The sequence below is a fragment of the Streptomyces sp. CA-210063 genome, assembly GCF_024612015.1.
GTDB lineage: Bacteria > Actinomycetota > Actinomycetes > Streptomycetales > Streptomycetaceae > Streptomyces.
Genome location: NZ_CP102512.1, coordinates 4,087,881 through 4,108,017, shown reverse-complemented (window position 1 = coordinate 4,108,017; position 20,137 = coordinate 4,087,881). Strand labels below are relative to the sequence as shown.

General features: G+C 71.9%; 16 protein-coding genes. 8 read left to right on the top strand and 8 right to left on the bottom strand.

The annotated features are described in order from the left end of the window. Positions 1-115: 115 nt before the first annotated feature. The 3 genes from JIX56_RS17610 to JIX56_RS17600 are packed head-to-tail and all read left to right on the top strand — an operon-like array spanning position 116 to position 4,602. Positions 116-892, top strand: a complete 777-nt coding sequence (locus JIX56_RS17610) for a hypothetical protein (protein WP_257541790.1) — start codon at positions 116-118, stop codon at positions 890-892. A gap of 7 nt (positions 893-899) precedes the next feature. Next, positions 900-3,806 (top strand): hypothetical protein, encoded by a 2,907-nt coding sequence (locus JIX56_RS17605; RefSeq protein ID WP_257541788.1) that lies wholly within the window; start codon positions 900-902, stop codon positions 3,804-3,806. After that, entirely contained in the window at positions 3,796-4,602 is an 807-nt protein-coding gene (locus JIX56_RS17600; RefSeq protein WP_257541786.1) for a hypothetical protein, read from the top strand. Before JIX56_RS17605 ends, JIX56_RS17600 begins: the two co-directional genes overlap by 11 nt. Before the next feature lie 126 nt (positions 4,603-4,728). On the opposite strand, the gene JIX56_RS17595 is transcribed toward JIX56_RS17600, so the two are convergent. The 3 genes from JIX56_RS17595 to JIX56_RS17585 form a co-directional block, all read right to left on the bottom strand. Further along, positions 4,729-5,724 carry a M28 family metallopeptidase gene (locus JIX56_RS17595; protein ID WP_257541784.1) on the bottom strand — a complete coding sequence of 332 codons (996 nt, stop codon included), beginning with the start codon at positions 5,722-5,724 and terminating at the stop codon, positions 4,729-4,731. A 125-nt stretch (positions 5,725-5,849) separates the two neighbouring features. Continuing rightward, positions 5,850-6,899, bottom strand: a complete 1,050-nt coding sequence (gene rarD, locus JIX56_RS17590) for an EamA family transporter RarD (RefSeq protein ID WP_257541782.1) — start codon at positions 6,897-6,899, stop codon at positions 5,850-5,852. Positions 6,900-7,244: 345 nt separating this feature from the next. Continuing rightward, on the bottom strand, positions 7,245-8,099 hold the full coding sequence (locus JIX56_RS17585) for an SDR family oxidoreductase (protein ID WP_257541780.1): 855 nt from the start codon (positions 8,097-8,099) through the stop codon (positions 7,245-7,247). Between the two features lie 91 nt (positions 8,100-8,190). On the opposite strand from JIX56_RS17585, the gene JIX56_RS17580 reads away from it, so the two are divergent. Continuing rightward, complete coding sequence (locus JIX56_RS17580) at positions 8,191-8,586, top strand: winged helix-turn-helix transcriptional regulator (RefSeq protein ID WP_257541779.1); 396 nt, start codon at positions 8,191-8,193, stop codon at positions 8,584-8,586. A 37-nt stretch (positions 8,587-8,623) separates the two neighbouring features. Here the strand turns inward: JIX56_RS17580 and JIX56_RS17575 are convergent, their stop codons facing one another. The 5 genes from JIX56_RS17575 to JIX56_RS17555 all read right to left on the bottom strand — a co-directional run bounded on the left by JIX56_RS17575 (position 8,624) and on the right by JIX56_RS17555 (position 16,035). Continuing rightward, positions 8,624-9,712 carry a 2-oxoacid:ferredoxin oxidoreductase subunit beta gene (locus JIX56_RS17575; RefSeq protein ID WP_257541777.1) on the bottom strand — a complete coding sequence of 363 codons (1,089 nt, stop codon included), beginning with the start codon at positions 9,710-9,712 and terminating at the stop codon, positions 8,624-8,626. Then, positions 9,705-11,642: a 2-oxoacid:acceptor oxidoreductase subunit alpha gene (locus JIX56_RS17570; RefSeq protein ID WP_257541775.1), complete on the bottom strand. Its 1,938-nt coding sequence runs from the start codon at positions 11,640-11,642 to the stop codon at positions 9,705-9,707. Before JIX56_RS17570 ends, JIX56_RS17575 begins: the two co-directional genes overlap by 8 nt. A 237-nt stretch (positions 11,643-11,879) precedes the next feature. Beyond that, entirely contained in the window at positions 11,880-12,539 is a 660-nt protein-coding gene (locus tag JIX56_RS17565; RefSeq protein ID WP_306819942.1) for a response regulator transcription factor, read from the bottom strand. A gap of 629 nt (positions 12,540-13,168) precedes the next feature. Beyond that, positions 13,169-14,506 carry a sensor histidine kinase gene (locus JIX56_RS17560; protein WP_257550938.1) on the bottom strand — a complete coding sequence of 446 codons (1,338 nt, stop codon included), beginning with the start codon at positions 14,504-14,506 and terminating at the stop codon, positions 13,169-13,171. 305 nt (positions 14,507-14,811) lie between these two features. Next, entirely contained in the window at positions 14,812-16,035 is a 1,224-nt protein-coding gene (locus JIX56_RS17555) for a sensor histidine kinase (RefSeq protein ID WP_257541771.1), read from the bottom strand. 261 nt (positions 16,036-16,296) lie between these two features. Here JIX56_RS17555 and JIX56_RS17550 point away from each other — a divergent pair, with 261 nt between their 5' ends. The 4 genes from JIX56_RS17550 to JIX56_RS17535 are packed head-to-tail and all read left to right on the top strand — an operon-like array spanning position 16,297 to position 20,136. Further along, positions 16,297-16,692 (top strand): NADH-quinone oxidoreductase subunit A, encoded by a 396-nt coding sequence (locus tag JIX56_RS17550; protein ID WP_257541769.1) that lies wholly within the window; start codon positions 16,297-16,299, stop codon positions 16,690-16,692. Then, entirely contained in the window at positions 16,683-17,552 is an 870-nt protein-coding gene (locus JIX56_RS17545; protein ID WP_257541768.1) for an NADH-quinone oxidoreductase subunit B, read from the top strand. The genes JIX56_RS17550 and JIX56_RS17545 overlap by 10 nt, the downstream gene beginning before the upstream one ends. Beyond that, a complete protein-coding gene (locus tag JIX56_RS17540; RefSeq protein ID WP_257541766.1) occupies positions 17,549-19,171 on the top strand; it encodes an NADH-quinone oxidoreductase subunit C in 1,623 nt (540 codons plus the stop codon). The genes JIX56_RS17545 and JIX56_RS17540 overlap by 4 nt, the downstream gene beginning before the upstream one ends. Beyond that, complete coding sequence (locus JIX56_RS17535; RefSeq protein ID WP_257541765.1) at positions 19,168-20,136, top strand: complex I subunit 1/NuoH family protein; 969 nt, start codon at positions 19,168-19,170, stop codon at positions 20,134-20,136. The genes JIX56_RS17540 and JIX56_RS17535 overlap by 4 nt, the downstream gene beginning before the upstream one ends. Position 20,137: the final 1 nt, after the last annotated feature.

Genomic DNA, 20,137 nt, shown 5'->3' with positions numbered 1-20,137 from the left:
CGGGACGCGGCGGCCGGCGTGGACGACACGGGCAGCGTGGACGGGACGATCGGTGTGGAGGACGCGATCGGCGAGGAAGGACACTGAGGTGAGGAGGGGGATGAGAGTGAACGCGATGCACAGCGCACGCGGAGGGCGCGGGGGGCGTGACGAGCGCGGCGGACCATACGGGGCCGGTGGCGTCGGCAGGCTCTCCAGGGTCGGCAGGGCGGGCGCGGTCGTGCTCGCGACGGTGACCGGTGTCGCGGTCCTCGCCGCGTGCGGCCTGGAGGACCACCGCGAGACGGCGGGCGGCGGCACGTCCTCGGCCGAGCCGTCCATCGCCCCCAAGGCGCCGCTGCCGTCCGGCAAACCGCTCGGCTCGGACGCGCATGTCCCGAGCCCCACCGGCGTCGACGAGACCGACGCGACCGCCGTCGCCCAGGCCTGGGTCGAGGTGGCGTACGGCTACGACACGAAGTACGACTCGAGCCCGCACGACGCCGTACTGCGCTCCGCGCGCTGGTTCACCGCCGCCAAGGCGAAGGCCGAGCGCTCGTACCGCCCCGCGAGCGGCGCCGGCGAGCAGTGGAACTCCTGGGCCGCGCACCGGGCTTGGACCACCGTCGACGTGGAACTCGACGACGACGGCGACGCCCCCTCCGACTCGGCGCGGGACGCCTACCGCGCCCTCTTCGTCGACGGCAAGGCGTACGGCCGCGACGGCTGGACGGGGACCGGTCCCCAGGCCACGGTGTACGTGAAGCTGGTTCGCCCGGGCAAGGGCGAGCCGTGGCGGGTGGACGAGGTGCGTACGGTGGAGGCAGCGGTGTCGGCACCGGAGTCCACGTCCGACCCCGCCGCTTCCTCCGCCACACCTCCATCTCCTTCTCCTTCTGCCCGACCCGAGTGAGGGAACGATGACTCGACTCAGCCGCGAACAGAAGCGGGAACTCAAGCGCGCGGGGCGTGCGCCGGCCGGACCGACCCCGATCGACGTACGCGTCTCCGCCGAGGGCGACGCGACGGTCGGCGGCATGCCGGTGCCCCCGGCCGCCGGGGCGTCCCTCCAGACCGCCGCCCTCGACTATCTCCACCGCCTCGCCCTCGCCACCGGCCACCCCGTCCTCGCCACCATCCACGACGAACGCATCGGCTACGTCGTCCCCCTCCAGGTCCACGTCGACGGCTCCAGCCACTACACCGGGGAGCCGGTGCGGGTGGGGGAGCCGAGGGGGTACGTGGGGGTGCCGGGGGGCCTTGGGGCTGGTTCTGGTGCTGCGCCGGTGAGTGAGGGAGTGGCTGCGGTTCCGGGCTCGGGCGCGGCGGCGGGCAGGCACGCGGGTGCGGCCGCCGGACATGCCGCTGCGGGTGCGGGTGAGCACGGGGCTGCGGCTGCGGCTGCGCCTGTGGCTGAGCGGTCGGGTACGGCGGAGGCGGCACACCTCGGCGAAGGGGCGGCCCAGTCGTCGACACCGGAGCCGCCCGAGCGCCCGGCGACCGCGCCACGCCGTGACAGGTCGACGCATGTGTTGCGCGCGGTACCGGAGTCGGCGGCGTCAGGGGCTGAACTTCCGGCTGCCCAGGGGCAGTTGGGTGCACCGGCTGAAACGGCGCCCCATGCGCGGCCGCAGCCGGATCCTCAGTGGCAGGCCCAGGCCCAGGCCCAGGCCCAGGCCCAGGCCCAGGCCCAGGCCCAAGCCCAGGCCCGGCCGGAGCTGCCGGTGAAGCCCGAGCGGCAGCCGCAGCGGGACGTGCAGCCGCAGGCCCAGGCTCAGCCGCAGTGGCAGGCGCAGGCACGGCCGGAGCCGTCGGCGCAGCCGGAGCGGCAGCCGCAAGCCCACCCGGACGCGCAATCGCAGGCGCAGCCTCAGGCACGGCCGGAGCCCCACCCGGACGCGCAATCGCAGGCGCAGCCTCAGGCACGGCCGGAGCCCCACCCGGACGCGCAGGCGCACTGGCATGCTCAGGCGCAGTCGGAGCCGTCGGCGCAGCCCGAGCCGCAGCCGCAAGCTCAGCGGAACGTGCAGCCGCAGGCCCAGGCCCAGCCGCAGTGGCAGCCTCAGCCGGAGCCGTCGGTAGAGCCCGAACGGCAGCCGCAGTCGCAATCCATGCGGGACATGCAGGTCCCGGCGCAGCCGGGCCGGGAGCCCAGCACGATGCGGTTGGCGGCGGGGGAGGCGGCGTCGCTCTCGGCGGAGCCGGGTGGTTCTGCGTCGGCGCCCGAGCGGCCGAGGCGGGAGCCCAGCACGCTTCCGCTGTCGGCGGCGAAGTCCGTGCCCACGGCCGTACCCGCGCACACGCCGGAGCCGACCGCTCCCGAGGCGGAGCCGGAGCCGACCGCCCACGAGGCGAAGCCGGAGCAGGCCCAGGCGGCCCCGCCGGCGAAGCGGGAGCCGCGGACGATGCCGCTCACGGCGGCGAAGGAGAAGCAGGGGCAGACGTCGGAGCCGGCGGCCGGTGGTGTCGCGCCGTCGACGTTCGTGCTGCGCGCGGTGCCGGAACCGAAGGACGGGCCGCTCGCGCAGCCGCCCCGCACACCGGGCCTCCCGCTGACCCTGCCGGGCATCCAGGTGGACCCGGAGGGCAAGCCCCCCACACCCGAGCCCACCCGGGAGGCGGGCCCGACCGCCGGCACGGTCTCACCCCCGACGGGCGAGTTCGGCCCGGCCATGGACCCCGACCTCCCTCCGCCCCCGACGACCCCCCACACCTGGCACCCGAACCAGACCCCCGCGAACCCACCACGCTCGGCCCCCACGTCACTGGAGCCGCAACCGTGGCCCCCGGGCCAGAATGCGGCCCCGGCACGGGACTCAGCCCACGCGCCGCCGGACGCCGGACCGGTTCCGGAGTCGAGGCCCGGGCCCCTGGAGCCCGAGCCCTGGCCTCCGAGTCAGGACGCGGCCCCGGGGCACGCGTCCGCCCACCCGTCGGACGCCGTGGCCTCCCGCGAGTCGGAGTCGAAGCACGTCTTCCTGAACCCGCAGACGTGGCCCCCGGCCCCGGCCAACGACCCCACCCCGGAGCCGATGCCCGAGGCGCCCCCTTCCCCCGCACCGGCGCACCCGTCGGACTCGGTGCCGGTGTCGGGGCCCGCCACGCTGGAGCCCCAGCCCTGGCCCCCGACACCGGCCCCGGCGCCGATCCACCCGCCCGCCTCCACCCCCAGCCCTGAACCCGCACCCCCTGCCCTCGCCCCTCCGGAGGAGTCCGCCACCGACGCCTACTCCGCTCCCGAGTGGAAGGTGCTGGCGGAGGACAGCGCTCCGAAACCCGCGCCCGTGCGGGAGTTCGACGCGGTGGCGGAGGCGGTGCTGGACACGGCGGAGGAGGACGGCGGTACGGCGTCCCCGTTCGCGGAGCCCGTGTCGCGGATCAACGAGGCGGTGAAACTGGGCCGGATCCAGGAGGCCGCGGAGATGGCCGAGCAGACCGTCTCCCAGGCGACGGCGACGCTCGGCCCGCAGCACCCCGAGGTGCTGAAGCTCCGCGAACTGACCGCGTACATCGCCTACTTGGCCGGTGACGCGCTGAGGTCGTTCCACCTGTCCCTCGACCTGGCCGGCCTCCGTCACAGCCTGCGCGACCAGCGTGCGGCGTACGGCAACATCCAGAGCGCGGCGGCGGCGTGGCGCGCGGTCCGCGACCCGCTCCAGGGCCTGCACCTGGGCCGCGACCTGATCGCCGTCTGGACCGAACTCGCCGCCGACGCCGGCCCGGCCGCCGACGACGTGGAACAACTCGAAAAGGCCCGCACCCGCATGATCCGCCTCACCGAACGAGCCCGCGCCCTCGACGGCGCCCCCTACGCCCATGGCCAGTAACCCGAACCGAACCCCCGGGGACAGCGGCGCGGCCCCGGACAACGAACGGATCCGGGCTGGCCTCACCGGCCTGGCCGGTCGGGACCCGCGGTTGAGCGGCCACGACCCGATCGGCGGCGACAGCCGGGCCGACGGGAGCACCAGGGCCGGTGGGGACGATCGACTCGGCAGCCGCCCCGGGGCGGCCGCCGGCGTGAACACCACCGAACCCCGCCGTACCCCCGCCCCCACCCGCGCCCCCCTCCCCGACGCAGCCCGCCGCCGCTCCCCACACCCGCCCCCCGAACCCACCACCCCCCGCCCCCGAGTCGAAGTCACCTTCAACGAGCTCACCGGCACGATGAGTTGGCGCCCCCTCAGCCATACGCCGAGCGCAACCGCTCAACAAGGCGGCACCGGCAGCCCCCAGACCCCCCACCGCCGTACCCCCGAAGAAACCCCCTGGAGCGCACGCGCCGCAGCGCTCCGTTCCGCCGGACTGGACCCCTCCCGCGCCCCCACGAAGGGCGCGTCCCCCATCCCGACGCACCCGGCGGCCGTACGGGCCGCCGCGAGCGTCGACGTCGCGTCGCTCACCCCGGAGCAACAGCGGCGCCACCTGGCCCGGCTCGGTGCCCTCCGCTCCGGAGTGACCGCCGATCTCGCCCACGGCACCCGCATGCCCACACCGGTCGCGTCCCGCCTCCGCTCGACGAGCGCGACCCCGGCGCACGCCCACGCCCTCGCGAAGCAGCACTCCTCCGCGGCAACCCGGCCGCCCACCCCCGGCACACCCGCTCACCGGCCTTCGCGTTAACCCGGCCCCTGCCCCCGTCCCCACCCCCACCACACGCCCGGGGTCGGCCGCGCACCACTCCGCCGGCCGACCCCGGAAACGCACAGGCACCTCCAACGCGCACAGGCACCTACAACGCGCGCAGCCCTACTCCGACAACTCCCACACCGCGTACGCCAGCGCATCCCCGTTCCGGTCCAGCGCCGTGTCGTTGATGTTGGACGTGGTGTCGCAGGAGGAGTGGTAGCAGCGGTCGAAGGCCTGGCCGGACGTGCCGCCCCACTTGGCCACCTGCGCCGCCGTCTTGGCACGGCTCGCGCCGGTGAACAACCCGCCCACCGGAACGCCCGCGCTCTTGAACGGCGCGTGGTCGGAACGACCGTCCCCCTCGGTCTCGATCTCCGTGGCGACGCCGATCCCCGTGAAGTAGTCCTTGAAGGTCTGCTCGATGGCCGGGTCGTCGTCGTAGACGAAGTACCCGGGGTTCGGCGAGCCGATCATGTCGAAGTTGAGGTAGCCGCTGATGCGGGCCCGGTTCGCAGTCGACAGGTTGTTGACGTAGTAGCGCGAGCCGACGAGGCCCAGCTCCTCCGCGCCCCACCACGCGAACCGCAGATGCTTCGTGGGCTGGTAGTTCGCGCGGGACACGGCCAGCGCGGCCTCCAGCACGGCCGCGGAACCCGTGCCGTTGTCGTTGATGCCGGCGCCCGAGGTGACGCTGTCCAGATGTGAACCGGCCATGACAACCTGATTCATGTCACCGCCGGGCCAGTCCGCGATCAGGTTGTACCCGGTGCGGCCGCCGGACGTGAAGGACTGCGTGGTGGTGGTGAACCCCGCCGCGTCGAGCTTGCCCTTCACATAGTTCAGGGACGCGGTGTAGCCGGCGCGGCCGTGCGCCCGGTTGCCGCCGTTCGCCGCGGCTATGGACTGGAACTGCGTGAGGTGCGCCTTGACGTTCGCCAGCGGCAGGTCGGGGGCGGCGGCCACCCGCACGGGCGGCGCGGGGGCGTCCAGGGGAGCGGGGGCCGCCCCGGCCATCGACCCGGTGGTGAGGAGCGCGGCCGCCGTGACGACGGCGGTGACGGCGGCCCGCCCCGGTCTACGGGCGGAGACCTTCAGGCGTGGAACGGAGAGCTTCATGTGGGGGCTCCGAATTCCATAGGGACCTCATGGGCGGCTGTTGGCCGGCCCATGGTGAGTCCACAGTGAATGAGGTGCCGTGATGGTGCTGGTGGGACTGACTCTCCGTCAAGAGCGCTATTCGGTCAGGGGGTTCGCGCACGGGAGGGCTCGCCCACCGCCTCTACGGAGCCCACCGCCTCTACGGAGCCCACCGCCTTTACGGAGCCAACCGCCTTCCCCGCCGCCGCATCTCCCCGCTCTCCTCGCTCTCCCCGCTCTCTCCGCTCGCCCAGCCGCGCCCGCGCCACCCGTGCCGTCCGCAGCGCGTCCCACGTCAGCAGCGACAGCGCCAGCCACACCAGCGCGAAGCCCGCCCACCGCTCGGGAGGCATGGCCTCACCGAAGTACAGGACGCCCAGCAGGAACTGGAACACCGGCGCCAGATACTGCAGCAGCCCCAGCGTGGACAGCGGCACCCGGATCGCGGCCGCCCCGAAGCAGACCAGCGGCAGCGCGGTCACCAGCCCGGTCGCGGCGAGGAGCAGGGCGTGCCCCGTCCCCTCCGGGCCGAAGGTGGCGCTCCCGTGCGAGCCCAGCCACAGCAGATAGCCCAGTGCGGGCAGGAACTGGATCGCGGTCTCCGCGGCGAGCGACTCGACGCCGCCCAGGTTGACCTTCTTCTTCACCAGCCCGTACGTGGCGAAGGAGAAGGCGAGGCAGAGAGAGATCCACGGCGGTCGCCCGTAGCCGATCGCGAGGACGAGGACGGCCGCGAAGCCGACGCCGACCGCCGTCCACTGGACGGGCCGCAGCCGTTCCTTCAGCAGCAGGACGCCGATGGCGATGGTGACGAGCGGGTTGATGAAGTACCCGAGGGAGGCCTCGACGACCTGCTCGTTGTTCACGGCCCAGATGTACACGCCCCAGTTGACCGTGATCACCGTCGCCGCGACCGCGATCAGGCCGAGCCTGCGCGGCTGCCGCAGCAGTTCACCGGCCCAGGACCAGCGTCGCAGCACCAGAAGCGCGAGACCGACGACCGCGAGGGACCAGACCATGCGGTGGGCGAGTATCTCCACCGCGCCGGAGGGCTTCAGCAGGGGCCAGAAGAGCGGGACGAGTCCCCACATCCCGTACGCCGCGAAGCCGTTCAGCAGCCCTATCCGGTGTTCGCCCCTCGACTGCCCCGCCACGGCCCCTCCTTCTCATCCGGCCGCACGGTCGCGACCCCCAGGCCCTCACGAACGTCCTCACGAGCGCCCTCACGAGCGCCCTCACGAGCGCCCTCACGAGCGCCCTCACGAGCGCCCTCACGAGCGCCCTCACGAGCGCCCTCACGAATGCCCTTGCGAACGCCCTGACGAAGGTAACGCCGAGCACCCCCGGCTGTCATACCCGTATCGAGATACGGTCATGACAGCCGGGGGTGGCGCCCCGAGGGGGAGTTCGGGGCCGATGCCTGGGGCGTGCTGCCCCGGGGCTCAGGTGTCCAGTCCAGAGCGGACATGTCCAGGGCGGACATGTTCAGTCCAGGACGGTCACGCCTTCAGCGCCGCCGCGATCGAGTCCGCGATCGGCGTCGTCGGGCGGCCGATGAGGCGGGACAGATCGCCGGAGGAGACGACCAGCTCACCCTTCTCGGCGGACGCGTCCACGCCCGCGATGATCTCGGCGACCGGCCCGGGGAGCCCGGCGCCGGCCAGGATGCCGGTGAAGGCCTCGACGGAGACGGCGTTGTTCGCTATCTCCTTGCCGGTCTGCTCGCTCAGCTCGGCGGCGTACTCGGCGAAGCTCCAGGCGACGTCGCCGCCGAGCTCGTACGTCTTGTTCTCGTGGCCCTCGCCGGCCAGCACGGCGACCGCGGCGGCCGCGTAGTCCGCGCGGGCCGCGGAGGAGACCCGGCCCTCACCGGCGGCGTGGGTGACGGCGCTGTACTCCAGCACCGGGGCGAGCTGCTCGGTGTAGTTCTCGTTGTACCAGCCGTTGCGCAGCAGGGTGTACGGCAGACCGGAGGCGAGCAGCGCCTCCTCGGTGCCGCGGTGGTCGTTCGCGAGCGCGGCCGTCAGGCTGCCCGGCGCGCTGGTGTAGGCGAGGAGCGCGACCCCGGCCGCCTTGGCGGCGTCGATGACGACTCGGTGCTGGCCGACGCGGTCGCTGCCGATCTCGCTGCCGGAGATCAGCAGCACCTTGTCACCGGCGGCGAACAGACTGTCGAAGGTCTCGGGGCTGTTGTAGTCGGCGACGGCGATCTTCACGCCGCGCGCCGCGAACCCGGCGCCCTTCTCCTCGCTGCGGACGACGGCCGTGATCTGCTCGGCCGGAACCTTCTCCAGCAGCCCCTCGACGACGAACTTGCCGAGGTTTCCGGTCGCTCCGGTGACGACGATGCTCATGATGAAACTCCTCCAGGGGGGCGGGTGCATCACTAACCCTAGGGGGTGCGCTAACTCTGCGAAAGTACCCACTTTGAAGTAAGGTACTGGCATGGCCGTAAGTGAGAAAGCGATGCAGCCCGCGAGCAAGTACGCCATGGACGGTGAGGGCATGTGCCCCTACCGCCTCGTCCTGGAGCACGTCACCAGCCGCTGGGGCGTCCTCGTCCTCATCGAACTGCTCGACCGGCCGTACCGCTTCAGTGAGCTGCGCCGGGCCATCGGCCGCGTCAGCGAGAAGATGCTCACGCAGACCCTCCAGACCCTGGAGCGCGACGGCCTCGTCCACCGCGACGCCAAGCCCGTGATCCCGCCCCGCGTCGACTACTCCCTCACCGACCTCGGCCGCGAGGCCGCCGAACAGGTACGCGCCCTGGCGAACTGGACCGAGGACCGCATGGACGACGTGCAGAAGGCACGGCGGAGATACGACGAGGCCCGGGCCTGAACCAGACCCGGGCCCCGAGAGACGGCCGTAGCGGCGGCTAGCCGACCACCGTCCACGTGTCCCCGCCCGCCAGCAGCGCCGACAGGTCGCCCTTGCCGTTCTGCTCGATGGCGGTGTCGAGTTGGTCGGCCATCTGGGTGTCGTAGACGGGCCGTTCGACGGACCGGAGGACACCGATGGGCGTGTGGTGGAGGGTGTCCGGGTCGGCGAGGCGGGAGAGCGCGAAGGCCGTGGTCGGGGACGCGGAGTGCGCGTCGTGGACCAGGATCCGGGACGCGTTCTCCGGCGTGACGGTGACCACCTTCAGATCACCGGTCGCCTCGTCCCGTACGACACCCCGTGCGCCGTCCGCCCCGAACCGGATCTGCTGCCCGTGCTCCAGCCGGATCACGGCCTCCTCGGCCTGCTGCCGGTCCTTGAGGACCTCGAAGGCGCCGTCGTTGAAGATGTTGCAGTTCTGGTAGATCTCGACGAGTGCCGTGCCCGGATGGGCGGCGGCCTGCCGCAGCACCTCGGTCAGATGCTTGCGGTCGGAGTCGACGGTCCGCGCCACGAACGACGCCTCCGCCCCGATCGCCAGCGACACCGGATTGAAGGGCGCGTCCAGCGAGCCCATCGGCGTCGACTTGGTGATCTTCCCGACCTCCGACGTCGGGCTGTACTGCCCCTTCGTCAGACCGTAGATCCGGTTGTTGAAGAGCAGGATCTTGAGGTTCACATTGCGGCGCAGGGCGTGGATCAGATGGTTGCCGCCGATGGACAGCGCGTCGCCGTCACCGGTGACGACCCACACGGACAGATCGCGCCGCGAGGTGGCGAGCCCGGTCGCGATCGCCGGCGCCCGCCCGTGGATGGAGTGCATCCCGTACGTGTCCATGTAGTACGGGAACCGGGACGAGCAGCCGATGCCCGAGACGAAGACGATGTTCTCCTTGGCCAGACCGAGCCCGGGCATGAAGCCCTGCACGGCGGCGAGGATCGCGTAGTCACCACAGCCGGGGCACCAGCGCACTTCCTGGTCGGACTTGAAGTCCTTCATCGACTGCCTGGCCTCGGCCTTCGGCACCAGGGAGAGCGCCTCGATCGTGCCGCCCGTACCCGTGCCTTCCGTGGACCTCTCAGCCATCGATGGCCTCCTTGAGAGCCGTGGCGAGCTGCTCCGCCTTGAACGGCATGCCGTTCACCTGGTTGTACGAGTGGGCGTCGACCAGGTACTTCGCCCGGATCAGCGTGGCGAGCTGCCCGAGGTTCATCTCGGGGACCACCACCTTGTCGTAACGCCTCAGCACCGCCCCGAGATTCCGCGGGAAGGGGTTGAGATGCCGCAGATGGGCCTGCGCGATGGACTCCCCGGCCGTACGCAGCCGCCGTACCGCCGCCGTGATCGGCCCGTACGTCGAGCCCCAGCCCAGCACGAGCGTGCGCGCCTCGTGCGGATCGTCGACCTCGACATCGGGCACATCGATCCCGTCGATCTTCGCCTGCCGGGTGCGCACCATGAAGTCGTGGTTGGCGGGGTCGTACGAGATGTTGCCCGTGCCGTCCTGCTTCTCGATGCCGCCGATCCGGTGTTCCAGCCCCGGCGTGCCCGGGATGGCCCATGGGCGGGCCAGGGTCTGCGGGTCGCGCTTGTACGGCCAGAAGGCCTCGGTGCCGTCGTCGAGGGTGTGGTTGGGTCCCTGGGCGAACTGCACGGTGAGGTCGGGGAGTTCGTCGGGCTCGGGGATGCGCCACGGCTCGCTGCCGTTGGCCAGGTAGCCGTCGGACAGCAGGAACACCGGCGTGCGGTACGTCAGCGCGATCCGGGCCGCCTCGACGGCCGCGTCGAAACAGTCGGCCGGTGTGCGCGGCGCGAGCACCGGCACCGGGGCCTCGCCGTTTCTGCCGTACATCGCCTGGAGCAGATCCGCCTGCTCCGTCTTGGTCGGCAGCCCGGTGGACGGTCCGCCGCGCTGGATGTCGATGACGAGGAGCGGCAGTTCGAGGGAGACGGCGAGCCCGATGGTCTCCGACTTCAGCGCCACACCGGGACCGGAGGTCGTCGTGACCGCCAGGGAACCCCCGAAGGCGGCCCCCAGCGCCGCGCCGATGCCCGCGATCTCGTCCTCGGCCTGGAAGGTGCGCACGCCGAAGTTCTTGTGCCGGCTCAGCTCATGCAGGATGTCCGAGGCCGGGGTGATCGGATAGGACCCCAGGTAGAGCGGCAGATCCGCCTGCCGCGAGGCCGCGATCAGCCCGTACGACAGCGCCAGGTTCCCGGAGATGTTCCGGTACGTGCCGACGGGGAAGGCGGTCGTGGCCGGCGCGACCTCGTAACTGACGGCGAAGTCCTCGGTCGTCTCACCGAAGTTCCACCCGGCGCGGAAGGCGGCGATATTGGCCGCCGCGATGTCGGGCTTCTTGGCGAACTTGCCGGCCAGGAACTTCTCGGTGCCCTCGGTCGGCCGGTGGTACATCCATGACAAGAGGCCGAGCGCGAACATGTTCTTGCTGCGCTCGGCCTCCTTACGGGTGAGGTCGAATTCCTTGAGGGCCTCGACGGTGAGGGTGGTCAGCGGCACCGGATGGACGCTGTATCCGTCCAGTGAGCCGTCCTCCAGCGGACTGGTCGCGTACCCGACCTTCTGCATCGCCCGTTTGGTGAACTCGTCCGTGTTGACGATGATCTCCGCGCCGCGCGGTACGTCGCCGATGTTCGCCTTCAGCGCGGCCGGATTCATGGCGACCAGCACGTTCGGTGCGTCACCCGGAGTGAGGATGTCGTGGTCGGCGAAGTGCAACTGGAAGCTGGACACGCCCGGCAGGGTGCCGGCGGGGGCGCGGATCTCGGCGGGGAAGTTCGGCAACGTGGAGAGGTCGTTGCCGAAGGACGCGGTTTCGGAGGTGAAGCGGTCACCGGTGAGCTGCATACCGTCACCGGAGTCGCCCGCGAACCGAATGATCACCCGGTCGAGCCGGCGGACGTCCTTCGTCACCGCCGGTTTGCGCTGTTCCCTCAGTTCTCCCAAGACGGCCTTGTCGGCCTGCTCCTCTGGGCTGCTGACCTGGCTGGTCACTGAACTTGACCTCCCTTGAGGCGGCTGTCCGGGAACGGCCGTCCCGCCGGCCTTCCCAAGACCAACCCTACGTCGGCGAGGGTGGCCTTCCCTCGACCTTTCGCCTGATGGACGCTGTTTTGAGACGGCCGGATGACCTGACTTGTCATGATTTACCCACCCCTGCCGCTTCCTTTGGGGACGCGCGCCGCCGAACGACGGTTCTCGGCGACTGACACGGTGTCGGATGCTGGATGATCATGAATTCAGATAGGTGAGCACCGCCAGAACCCGCCGGTGGTCCCCGTCGCTCTGGGACAGCCCGAGCTTCAGAAAGATATTGCTGACGTGCTTCTCGACGGCCCCGTCGCTCACGACCAACTGCCGCGCGACCGCCGAGTTCGTCCGCCCCTCCGCCATCAGCCCCAGCACCTCGCGCTCGCGCGGGGTGAGTCCCGCGAGCACGTCCTGCTTGCGGCTCCGCCCCAGCAGCTGCGCGACCACCTCCGGGTCCAGCGCCGTACCTCCCCGCGCCACCCGCACGACCGCGTCCACGAACTCACGGACTTCGGCCACCCGGTCCTTCAGCAGATACCCGACGCCGCGACTGGATCCCGCGAGCAGCTCGGTGGCGTACCGCTCCTCCACGTACTGCGACAACACGAGCACCCCCAGCTCCGGATGCTGTTTCCGCAGCTGTACGGCCGCCCGCACGCCCTCGTCGGTATGCGTCGGCGGCATCCGTACGTCCGCCACGACCACGTCCGGCAGATCCCCCTGCGCCGCGCACTCCGCGATCGTCTTGATCAGAGCGTTCCCGTCCCCGACCCCCGCCACGACGTCGTGCCCCCGGTCGGTCAACAGCCGCGTCAGCCCCTCCCTCAACAGCACCGAGTCCTCGGCGATGACCACACGCACCCTGTCCTCCACGCCTCGTCCCCCCACGACACCCGCGCCCGCCCCGGCCGTCCACCGTTTTCGGTCCGACCCGTACAACAGGCACCAGCATCCCAGCATCAGAACCCCAAGGCGCTGGACCGACGAGAAAACAGGGGCGGAAACGCCCTGGGGAGTGGCTGGTTGTCGCCGTCTGCGTGATGAGCAGGGGGCGCGCGGCGGGGGGTGGGCCGGTCGAAAGGGGGAGGGCGGGGGTTGTCAGGGGTGGGGGCGGAGAAGGGCGGGGGCGGTGGGCGCCGGGGGTGTCTTGGGGTGGGGGTTGCTGGGTCAGGGCCGGATCCGGTCGCCACCCTCAGGCCGCTGCCGTCAGGGACCGCCGCAGGAGCCGTCCTCAGCCCGCTGCGGTCAGGCTCCGCCCCCGCCCCGACCCGCCGCAGCCGTCGCCCTCGCCGTCGCAGGCGCTGCCACTGTCGCGGACGGCGTTTGGCTCACCTTCCTCGAAACCTCGACATGCGCGCCCTGAAGGGGCGCGGGGAACTGCGCGATCAGCCACAACGCATCCCGCACCCGCCACTCCACCGAACCCCCCGAGCTCCTAGGCATCCCCCACCCCCCAGGCACCGTCGCAGGCGCCGTCGCAGGCACCGCCCTCACGTCGCCGCCCGCCAGGGCAGCTCCGCTGTCACCCGCGTCGGCCCCCCGGTCGGCGAGTCGACGACCAGGATGCCGTCGACCGCGCCGATCCGCTCGGCGAGCCCAGTGAGCCCGGAGCCACGCCCCGTATCGGCGCCGCCGACCCCGTCGTCGATGACCTGGAGCATCAGCCGGTCCTCCACCTTCCACACATCCACGGTCGCCCGCGAGGCCCCCGCATGCTTGCTCACGTTCTGCAGCAGCTCGGACACCGTGAAGTACGCGATGCCCTCGATCGCCGGCACCGGCCGCGCCGGCAGATCCACCTCCACCACCACCACGGGCACCGCGCACCGCGAGGCGACGGCCGACAAGGCCGCGTCGAGCCCCCGGTCCGTCAGCACCGCCGGATGGATCCCCCGCGCCAGATCCCGCAACTCCTGGAGCGCCGTCTTCACTTCCCCGTGCGCGGAGTCCACCATCACCGCCGCCGCCCGCGGGTCCTCCGTCAGCTTCTCCTTCGCCAGCCCCAGATCCATGGCCAGCGCGACCAGCCGTGCCTGCGCTCCGTCATGCAGATCCCGCTCGATACGCCGAAGATCGGCGGCGGCGGTGTCGACGACAACCCCCCGGTCCGACTCCAGCTCGACCACCCGCGCCCCCAACCGTGACGGCCCGAGCAGCCCGGTCACCATCACCCGGTCGACCATCGTCAGCGCCCGCACGATCCACGGCGTGGCCATCGTGAAGAGCAGCCCCACCAACGCGGCCACGGTCACCTCGAACGGGTTGTTGAGGTACACGGCGTGCGTCTCGTCGCCGTACAGCTGCAACCCGTCCTGCCCGGCCCACACGGGAAAGACCCAGAACCACAGGGGATACGTCAGCAGCGCCCAGCCGTACGCCCAGAAGTTCACCGCCACCACGAACGAGAACACGGACCAGGGGAACTGCACGACGGCGTACAGCAGGTGCCGCCACGACGCCCCGCTCCGCAGCATGGCGCCCATCCACGCCATCGCCCCGTGCCCCTTCATCCGCAAGGGCTCCGGCCGGTCCACGTCCACCCCGAGCAGCGCCCGTGCCCGTGCCCGCTCCAACGAGCCGAACCCCCGGCATCCGGCCAGCCCCGCCGCCAGCACCGGCACCCCGAGGAAGGTGATCAGCAGCCCCGCGCCGAGCGACAGCATCGTCACGGCGTACGTGAACAGCAGGATCCCGATCGGCAGCCCCAGCAGCACATACCCGAACTCCCGCCAGCTGCGCGCCTCGAACGGCGCCCGCAGCCCCGCCGGCACCCGATGCCGCTGTTCCTCGCCCCAACTCGCGTACCCCTGCCCGTACTCCGTGGCCATCACGGTCGCCCCGCCTTCACTCGTCCCGCACTCCGGATGTCGTACTCCCACAGTGCTCGCCCCCAACCCCCCGGACCATGGAGCAAGTCGGCGTCTCGATACGGGGGTTTTCCCCACCCCGCGCTCCTGGAAGGGCCGTAGGCCCCTTCCAGGAGCGCGGGGAACGGCGCGAGCAACCACAACAAACCCGTCCCCGCCCACGACGCGACACCCCACGGCGAAGAGGCGAACAGGCGCCCACGGCGAAGAAGCCCCCGCCCTTGAAGCCCTCGGCCGCGCACGAGAACCGGCTCAACCGCCGGGGGCTACCGTTCCCGCCAGGGCAACTCCGCCGTGATCGTCGTAGGCCCACCCACCGGCGACTCGATCACAAAGAGCCCGTCGACCGCGTCGAGACGCTCCGCGAGCCCGGCGATCCCCGTACCGCCGTCGAGCTGGGCGCCCCCCTGCCCGTCGTCCCAGACCTGGATGAGGAGCCGGTCCTCGGACCGCCAGACATCCACCGCGGCGGACTTGGCCCCACTGTGCTTGCTGATGTTCTGCAGCAGCTCGGAGACGGTGAAATAGGCGATGCCCTCGATCGCGGCGGCAGGCCGCGCGACCAGATCGACGGTCACCTTCACCGGCGCGGTACACCGCGAGGCCACCGACGACAGCGCCGCGTCGAGTCCCCGATCCGTCAGCACCGCCGGATGGATCCCCCGCGCCAGATCCCGCAGCTCCTGCAACGCCAGCTTCACCTCACCGTGCGCCTCCTCCACCATCGAGGCGGCCGCATCCGGATCCTCCAGCAGTTTCTCCTTCGCCAGCCCGAGCCCCATCGCCAGATTCACCAGCCGCGCCTGCGCCCCGTCATGCAGATCCCGCTCGATCCGCCGCATATCGGCGGCGGCCGTATCGACGACCACCCCCCGGTCGGACTCCAGCTCCGCGATACGCCGCTCCAGTTCGTCGGACGGCGACAACAGGGACCGCACCATCACCCGGTCCACATTCGTCAGCCCCCGCACGATGTACGGCAGCACCGGCCACGCCACGAACAGCCCCGTGAGGGTGATGACGAACGTCGCGATGCCCCACGGCATCCGGATCAGCTCGTACAGCATCGAACGCCAGCCGACCGGGTCCTTCACGCTCATCCACACCTGCGTGAAGAACCCCTCGTCCGCCCGGCGCCCCCCACGGAACGGCAGGGGACTCGGCTCGTCCACCCGCACCCGCAGCAGCGCCCGCGCCCGTATCCGCTCCAGCCGCCCCAGCTGCCGCGCACCCATCAGCGCGGCGGCGAGCAGCGGAAAACCGATCACCGTCAGCGTCAGAAAGGCACTGGTGAACAGCACCGTCGTCACGTACACGAAACCGAACAGCGCGAACGGCAGATTCGCCAGCAGATGCGCGATCTCCCGCCACGTCTGCCCCCCGAACGCGAACCGCGCGGGCGGCAGCGGCTCGGAGGGCGTGTGGCTGGAGGGCAGCGGACGACCGTACGGCCGTCTGGAGCCGGTCGAGGAGGAGAGGGGATCGGTCATGCTCCCCAGCCTGCCCGCCCGCCCCCACCCCGCGCCATGAGGCGGACCTCCCGCCCGCCCTGGGGAAAACCCCACCCCACCCGGACCCGGACCTTCCGGACCCGGACGTGCGGGAGCCTGGGGGTGCCGAGCTGTGACGGGCTGCTTACGCTCTCTTTAGCAGGGCCTAGACTCCCGTGCGTACAGATCGTCGAACGGCGAAGCACGTACGGCATCCCCTCACGTACGTACGCGTCGCCAGGCCAGGGAGCGAGGACGGACGTGCCGGAACCGACCGTCGCGGTAGCGGCGGACTACTTCCAGTCCTACTCGGTGGTCGGACTGCTCGCCGCCGTGGGCGTGCTCTTCGTCGCCGTCGCCTTCGGCGCGGGACGGTTGCTGCGGCCCGACGTCCCCACCCGGGAGAAGCTCCTGACGTACGAGTGCGGCGTCGACCCCGTCGGCGAGGGCTGGGCCCACACTCAGGTCCGCTACTACGTCTACGCCTTCCTCTATGTCATCTTCGCCATCGACTCGATCTTCCTCTTCCCCTGGGCGACGGTCTTCGCCGACGACGGCTACGGCGCGACGACGCTCGTCGAGATGTTCGTCTTCCTCGGCTTCCTGGCCGTGGGCCTGCTCTACGCATACAAGAAGGGCGTCCTGGCATGGACGTGACGCCACACACCACGGGGCAGCCACACACCACGGGGCGGCCGGCCGCAGTGGATCCCGCCGCAGTGGGTCCCGCCACGGCGGAACCCGTCCTGCTTCCGGAACCGAAACGGCTGGGCGCCCTGGCCCGCCTCGCCCCCGAGCCGATGAAGGTGATCCTCAACTGGGGCCGCCGCTACTCGCTCTGGGTCTTCAACTTCGGCCTGGCCTGCTGCGCGATCGAGTTCATCGCCGCGTCCATGGCCCGCCACGACTTCATCCGCCTCGGCGTGATCCCCTTCGCACCCGGCCCGCGCCAGGCCGACCTCATGGTCGTCTCCGGCACGGTCACGGACAAGATGGCCCCGGCGGTGAAGCGCCTCTACGAACAGATGCCCGAACCGAAGTACGTCATCTCCTTCGGCGCCTGCTCCAACTGCGGCGGCCCCTACTGGGACTCCTACTCCGTCACCAAGGGCGTCGACCAGATCATCCCCGTCGACGTCTACGTCCCCGGCTGCCCGCCCCGCCCCGAGGCCCTGCTCCAGGGCATCCTGAAACTCCAGGAGAAGATCGCGAGGGAGTCCCTCGGGGAACGGTACGGAAACGGCCCCGGAGGCGCGCACCCTTCACCTGCGGCGCTGCAGAGCGACTTGGTGAAGCCGCCGGGGGCTGCGACGGAGGCCGCCACGGACACCGGGGCCGTCACGGGTGCCGGTGCCGCCACGGGTGCTGAGGCCGCCGCGGACACCGGGGGCGTCACGGGTGCCGGTGCCGCTGCGGGTCCTGAGGCCGTCACGGACACCGAGGCTGGAACAGGCACCGACGCTGGAACGGGTGCCGGTACGGGAACGGGTGCCGGCGCCGGGGAGGGGGACAGGTGACCGGCTGGCTGCCCGCCCCCGTCGAGGAGATCTTCGGCCCCGAGGCCACGGCCGAGGAGTCGTACGACGTCCTCACCGTGGATGTCCCGTCCGCATCCTGGACCGAGGCCCTGCGCACGGCCCACTCCACACTGGGCTGCACCTATTTCGACTGGCTGAGCGCGGTCGACGAACCAGGCACGGGTTTCCGCGTGTCGGCCCACGTGGTGGCCCTGACCCCGGTCCGGCGCCTCCTCGTCCGCACCACGGTCCCGCACGAGTCCCCGGTCCTGCCCACCGCCGTCGACATCTACGCCGGCGCGGCCTGGCACGAACGCGAGACCCACGAAATGTTCGGCGTCCGCTTCGAGGGCCACCCCGCGCTGGACCACCTCCTCCTCCCCGAGACCTTCGAGGGCCACCCCCTCCGCAAGGACTTCGTCCTCGCTGCCCGCGTGGCCAAGGCCTGGCCCGGCGCGAAGGAACCGGGGGAGCCTGCGGCGGGCGCGGCACACGGCGCCCCCAAACGCCGCCAGATGCTCCCGCCCGGCGTCCCCGACCCCAACGAATGGGGCCCCCTCAAGGGCCAACTCCCCCCGGCCCCAGCCCGCCCCGCCCGAGCCGCAGCCGCCCGTACAACCGGCGACCGCCCCGCCCGCACGACCGGCGACCGCCCGGTACGCCGGGCTCGCTCGGTAACGGAGGGCTCGGCAAGCCAGGCCACAGCCGACACACCGGGCGCGCAGGCGACCCCGCGTCGTGCCCGCACGGCGGCGGAGGGCTCGGCAAGCCAAGCCGCAGCCGGCTCGCCACCCGACGCGACCGCGCGCCCGGCAACCCCGCGTCGTGCGCGCACGGCGGCCGAGGATTCGGTAAGCCAAGCTGCGCCCAGCTCGCCGCCCGACGCGACCGCGCGCCCCACGACCACGCGCCACACCCGCTCCGCCGACGTAGGCTCGGCCACGCAACGGGCCGAGACCCCCGCACAGCCTTCTCCGACCGAGTCCCCGGCACCCGGCGTCCAGCCCTCTGCCGGGGAGCAGGGCGCTGTGGAAGAGCAGGCCCCGGCCTCGGAACAGCAGACGGCGCCCGCCGAGCGAACCGAGCAGTCCCAGCGCACGCCCCCCGCCGGCCCACGCCGCGCCCGCTCGGCGTCGGAAGGCTCAGCGAGCCGGCGCGCGACCCCGGCCGAGGCCTCCGGCACCGCCGAGCCCTCGGCGCGGCCGCGCCCCACCCGCCCCGCCCCCCGCAGCGCGGACGCCCCCTGGCACCACGCCCGCCCAGCCTTCGACGACCCCACGCCGGCGCCAACGCCGGAGGCCGAGTCGGAGCCGAAGGTCGAGCCCGAGCCCGAGCCCGAGCCCAAGCGCGAGTCGGAGCCGAAGGCCGAGCCCGAGCCCAGGCCGGAGGCCGCACCCGGTGCCACAGCTGCCCCCGACGCAGCCGTCGCCGCCGAGCGCACGCCCACCCCGGACACCCCTCCGCAGCAGACCACGTCGCCCGACACACCCCCGGACGAGCCCCCTCCCGGCAAGACCCCCGACGACGGGACGTCCGACGACAACGGCGCACCTGCCGACGACACCCCCGCCGACGACACCCCCGACCCCGAAGAACCCCCCACAGGAGGCCCGCGGTGAACGACGCCCTAGACGTCGCCCTGCGACTCCTCGTCGTCTTCGTCGTCTTCCTGACCTTCCCCTTGATCATCGGCCAGACCGAGCACAAGGTGATGGCCCACATGCAGGGCCGCCTCGGCCCCATGTACGCCGGCGGCTTCCACGGCTGGGCCCAACTCGTCGCGGACGGCGTGAAGTTCGCCCAGAAGGAAGACGTCGTCCCGGCCGGCGCGGACCGCCGTATCTTCCAACTCGCCCCGGCCGTGGCCCTCCTCCCGTACCTCCTCGTCCTCCTCGCCATCCCGATCGGCCCGGGCGAGGGCGCCGTCGGCGAGGTCATCGACGCGGGGATCTTCTTCGTCCTCGCCGTGATGGGCGTAGGCGTCCTCGGCTCGCTCATGGCCGGCTGGGCCTCCGCGAACAAGTTCTCCCTCCTCGGCGGCCTCCGCACCGCCGCCCAGCTCCTCGCGTACGAGCTCCCGATGCTGCTCACGGCGGCCTCCGTGGCGATGGCGGCCGGCACGGTCTCCCTCGTCGGCATCCTCGACGCCTTCCAGTGGTGGTGGCTCCCCTGGCAGATCGTCGGCGCGATCGTCTTCTTCGTCGCCGGCCTCGCCGAACTCCAGCGCCCGCCCTTCGACATGCCCGTCGCCGATTCGGAGATCATCTTCGGCGCCTACACCGAGTACACCGGCCTCCGCTTCGCTCTGTTCCTCCTCGCCGAGTACGCCGGAATCGTCGTCCTGTGCGGCCTCACCACCGTCCTCTTCCTGGGCGGCTGGCACGGCCCGTGGGGCGCCGACGGCCTCGGCTGGGTCTGGACCCTCCTGAAGACCGCCGTCCTCGCCTTCATCGTGATCTGGCTCCGCGTCACCTACCCCCGCCTACGCGAGGACCAGCTCCAGAAGCTCTCCTGGACCCTCCTCGTCCCCCTCTCCCTCGCCCAGATCGCCCTCACCGGCGTCGTCAAGGTGGTGATCCGGTAAC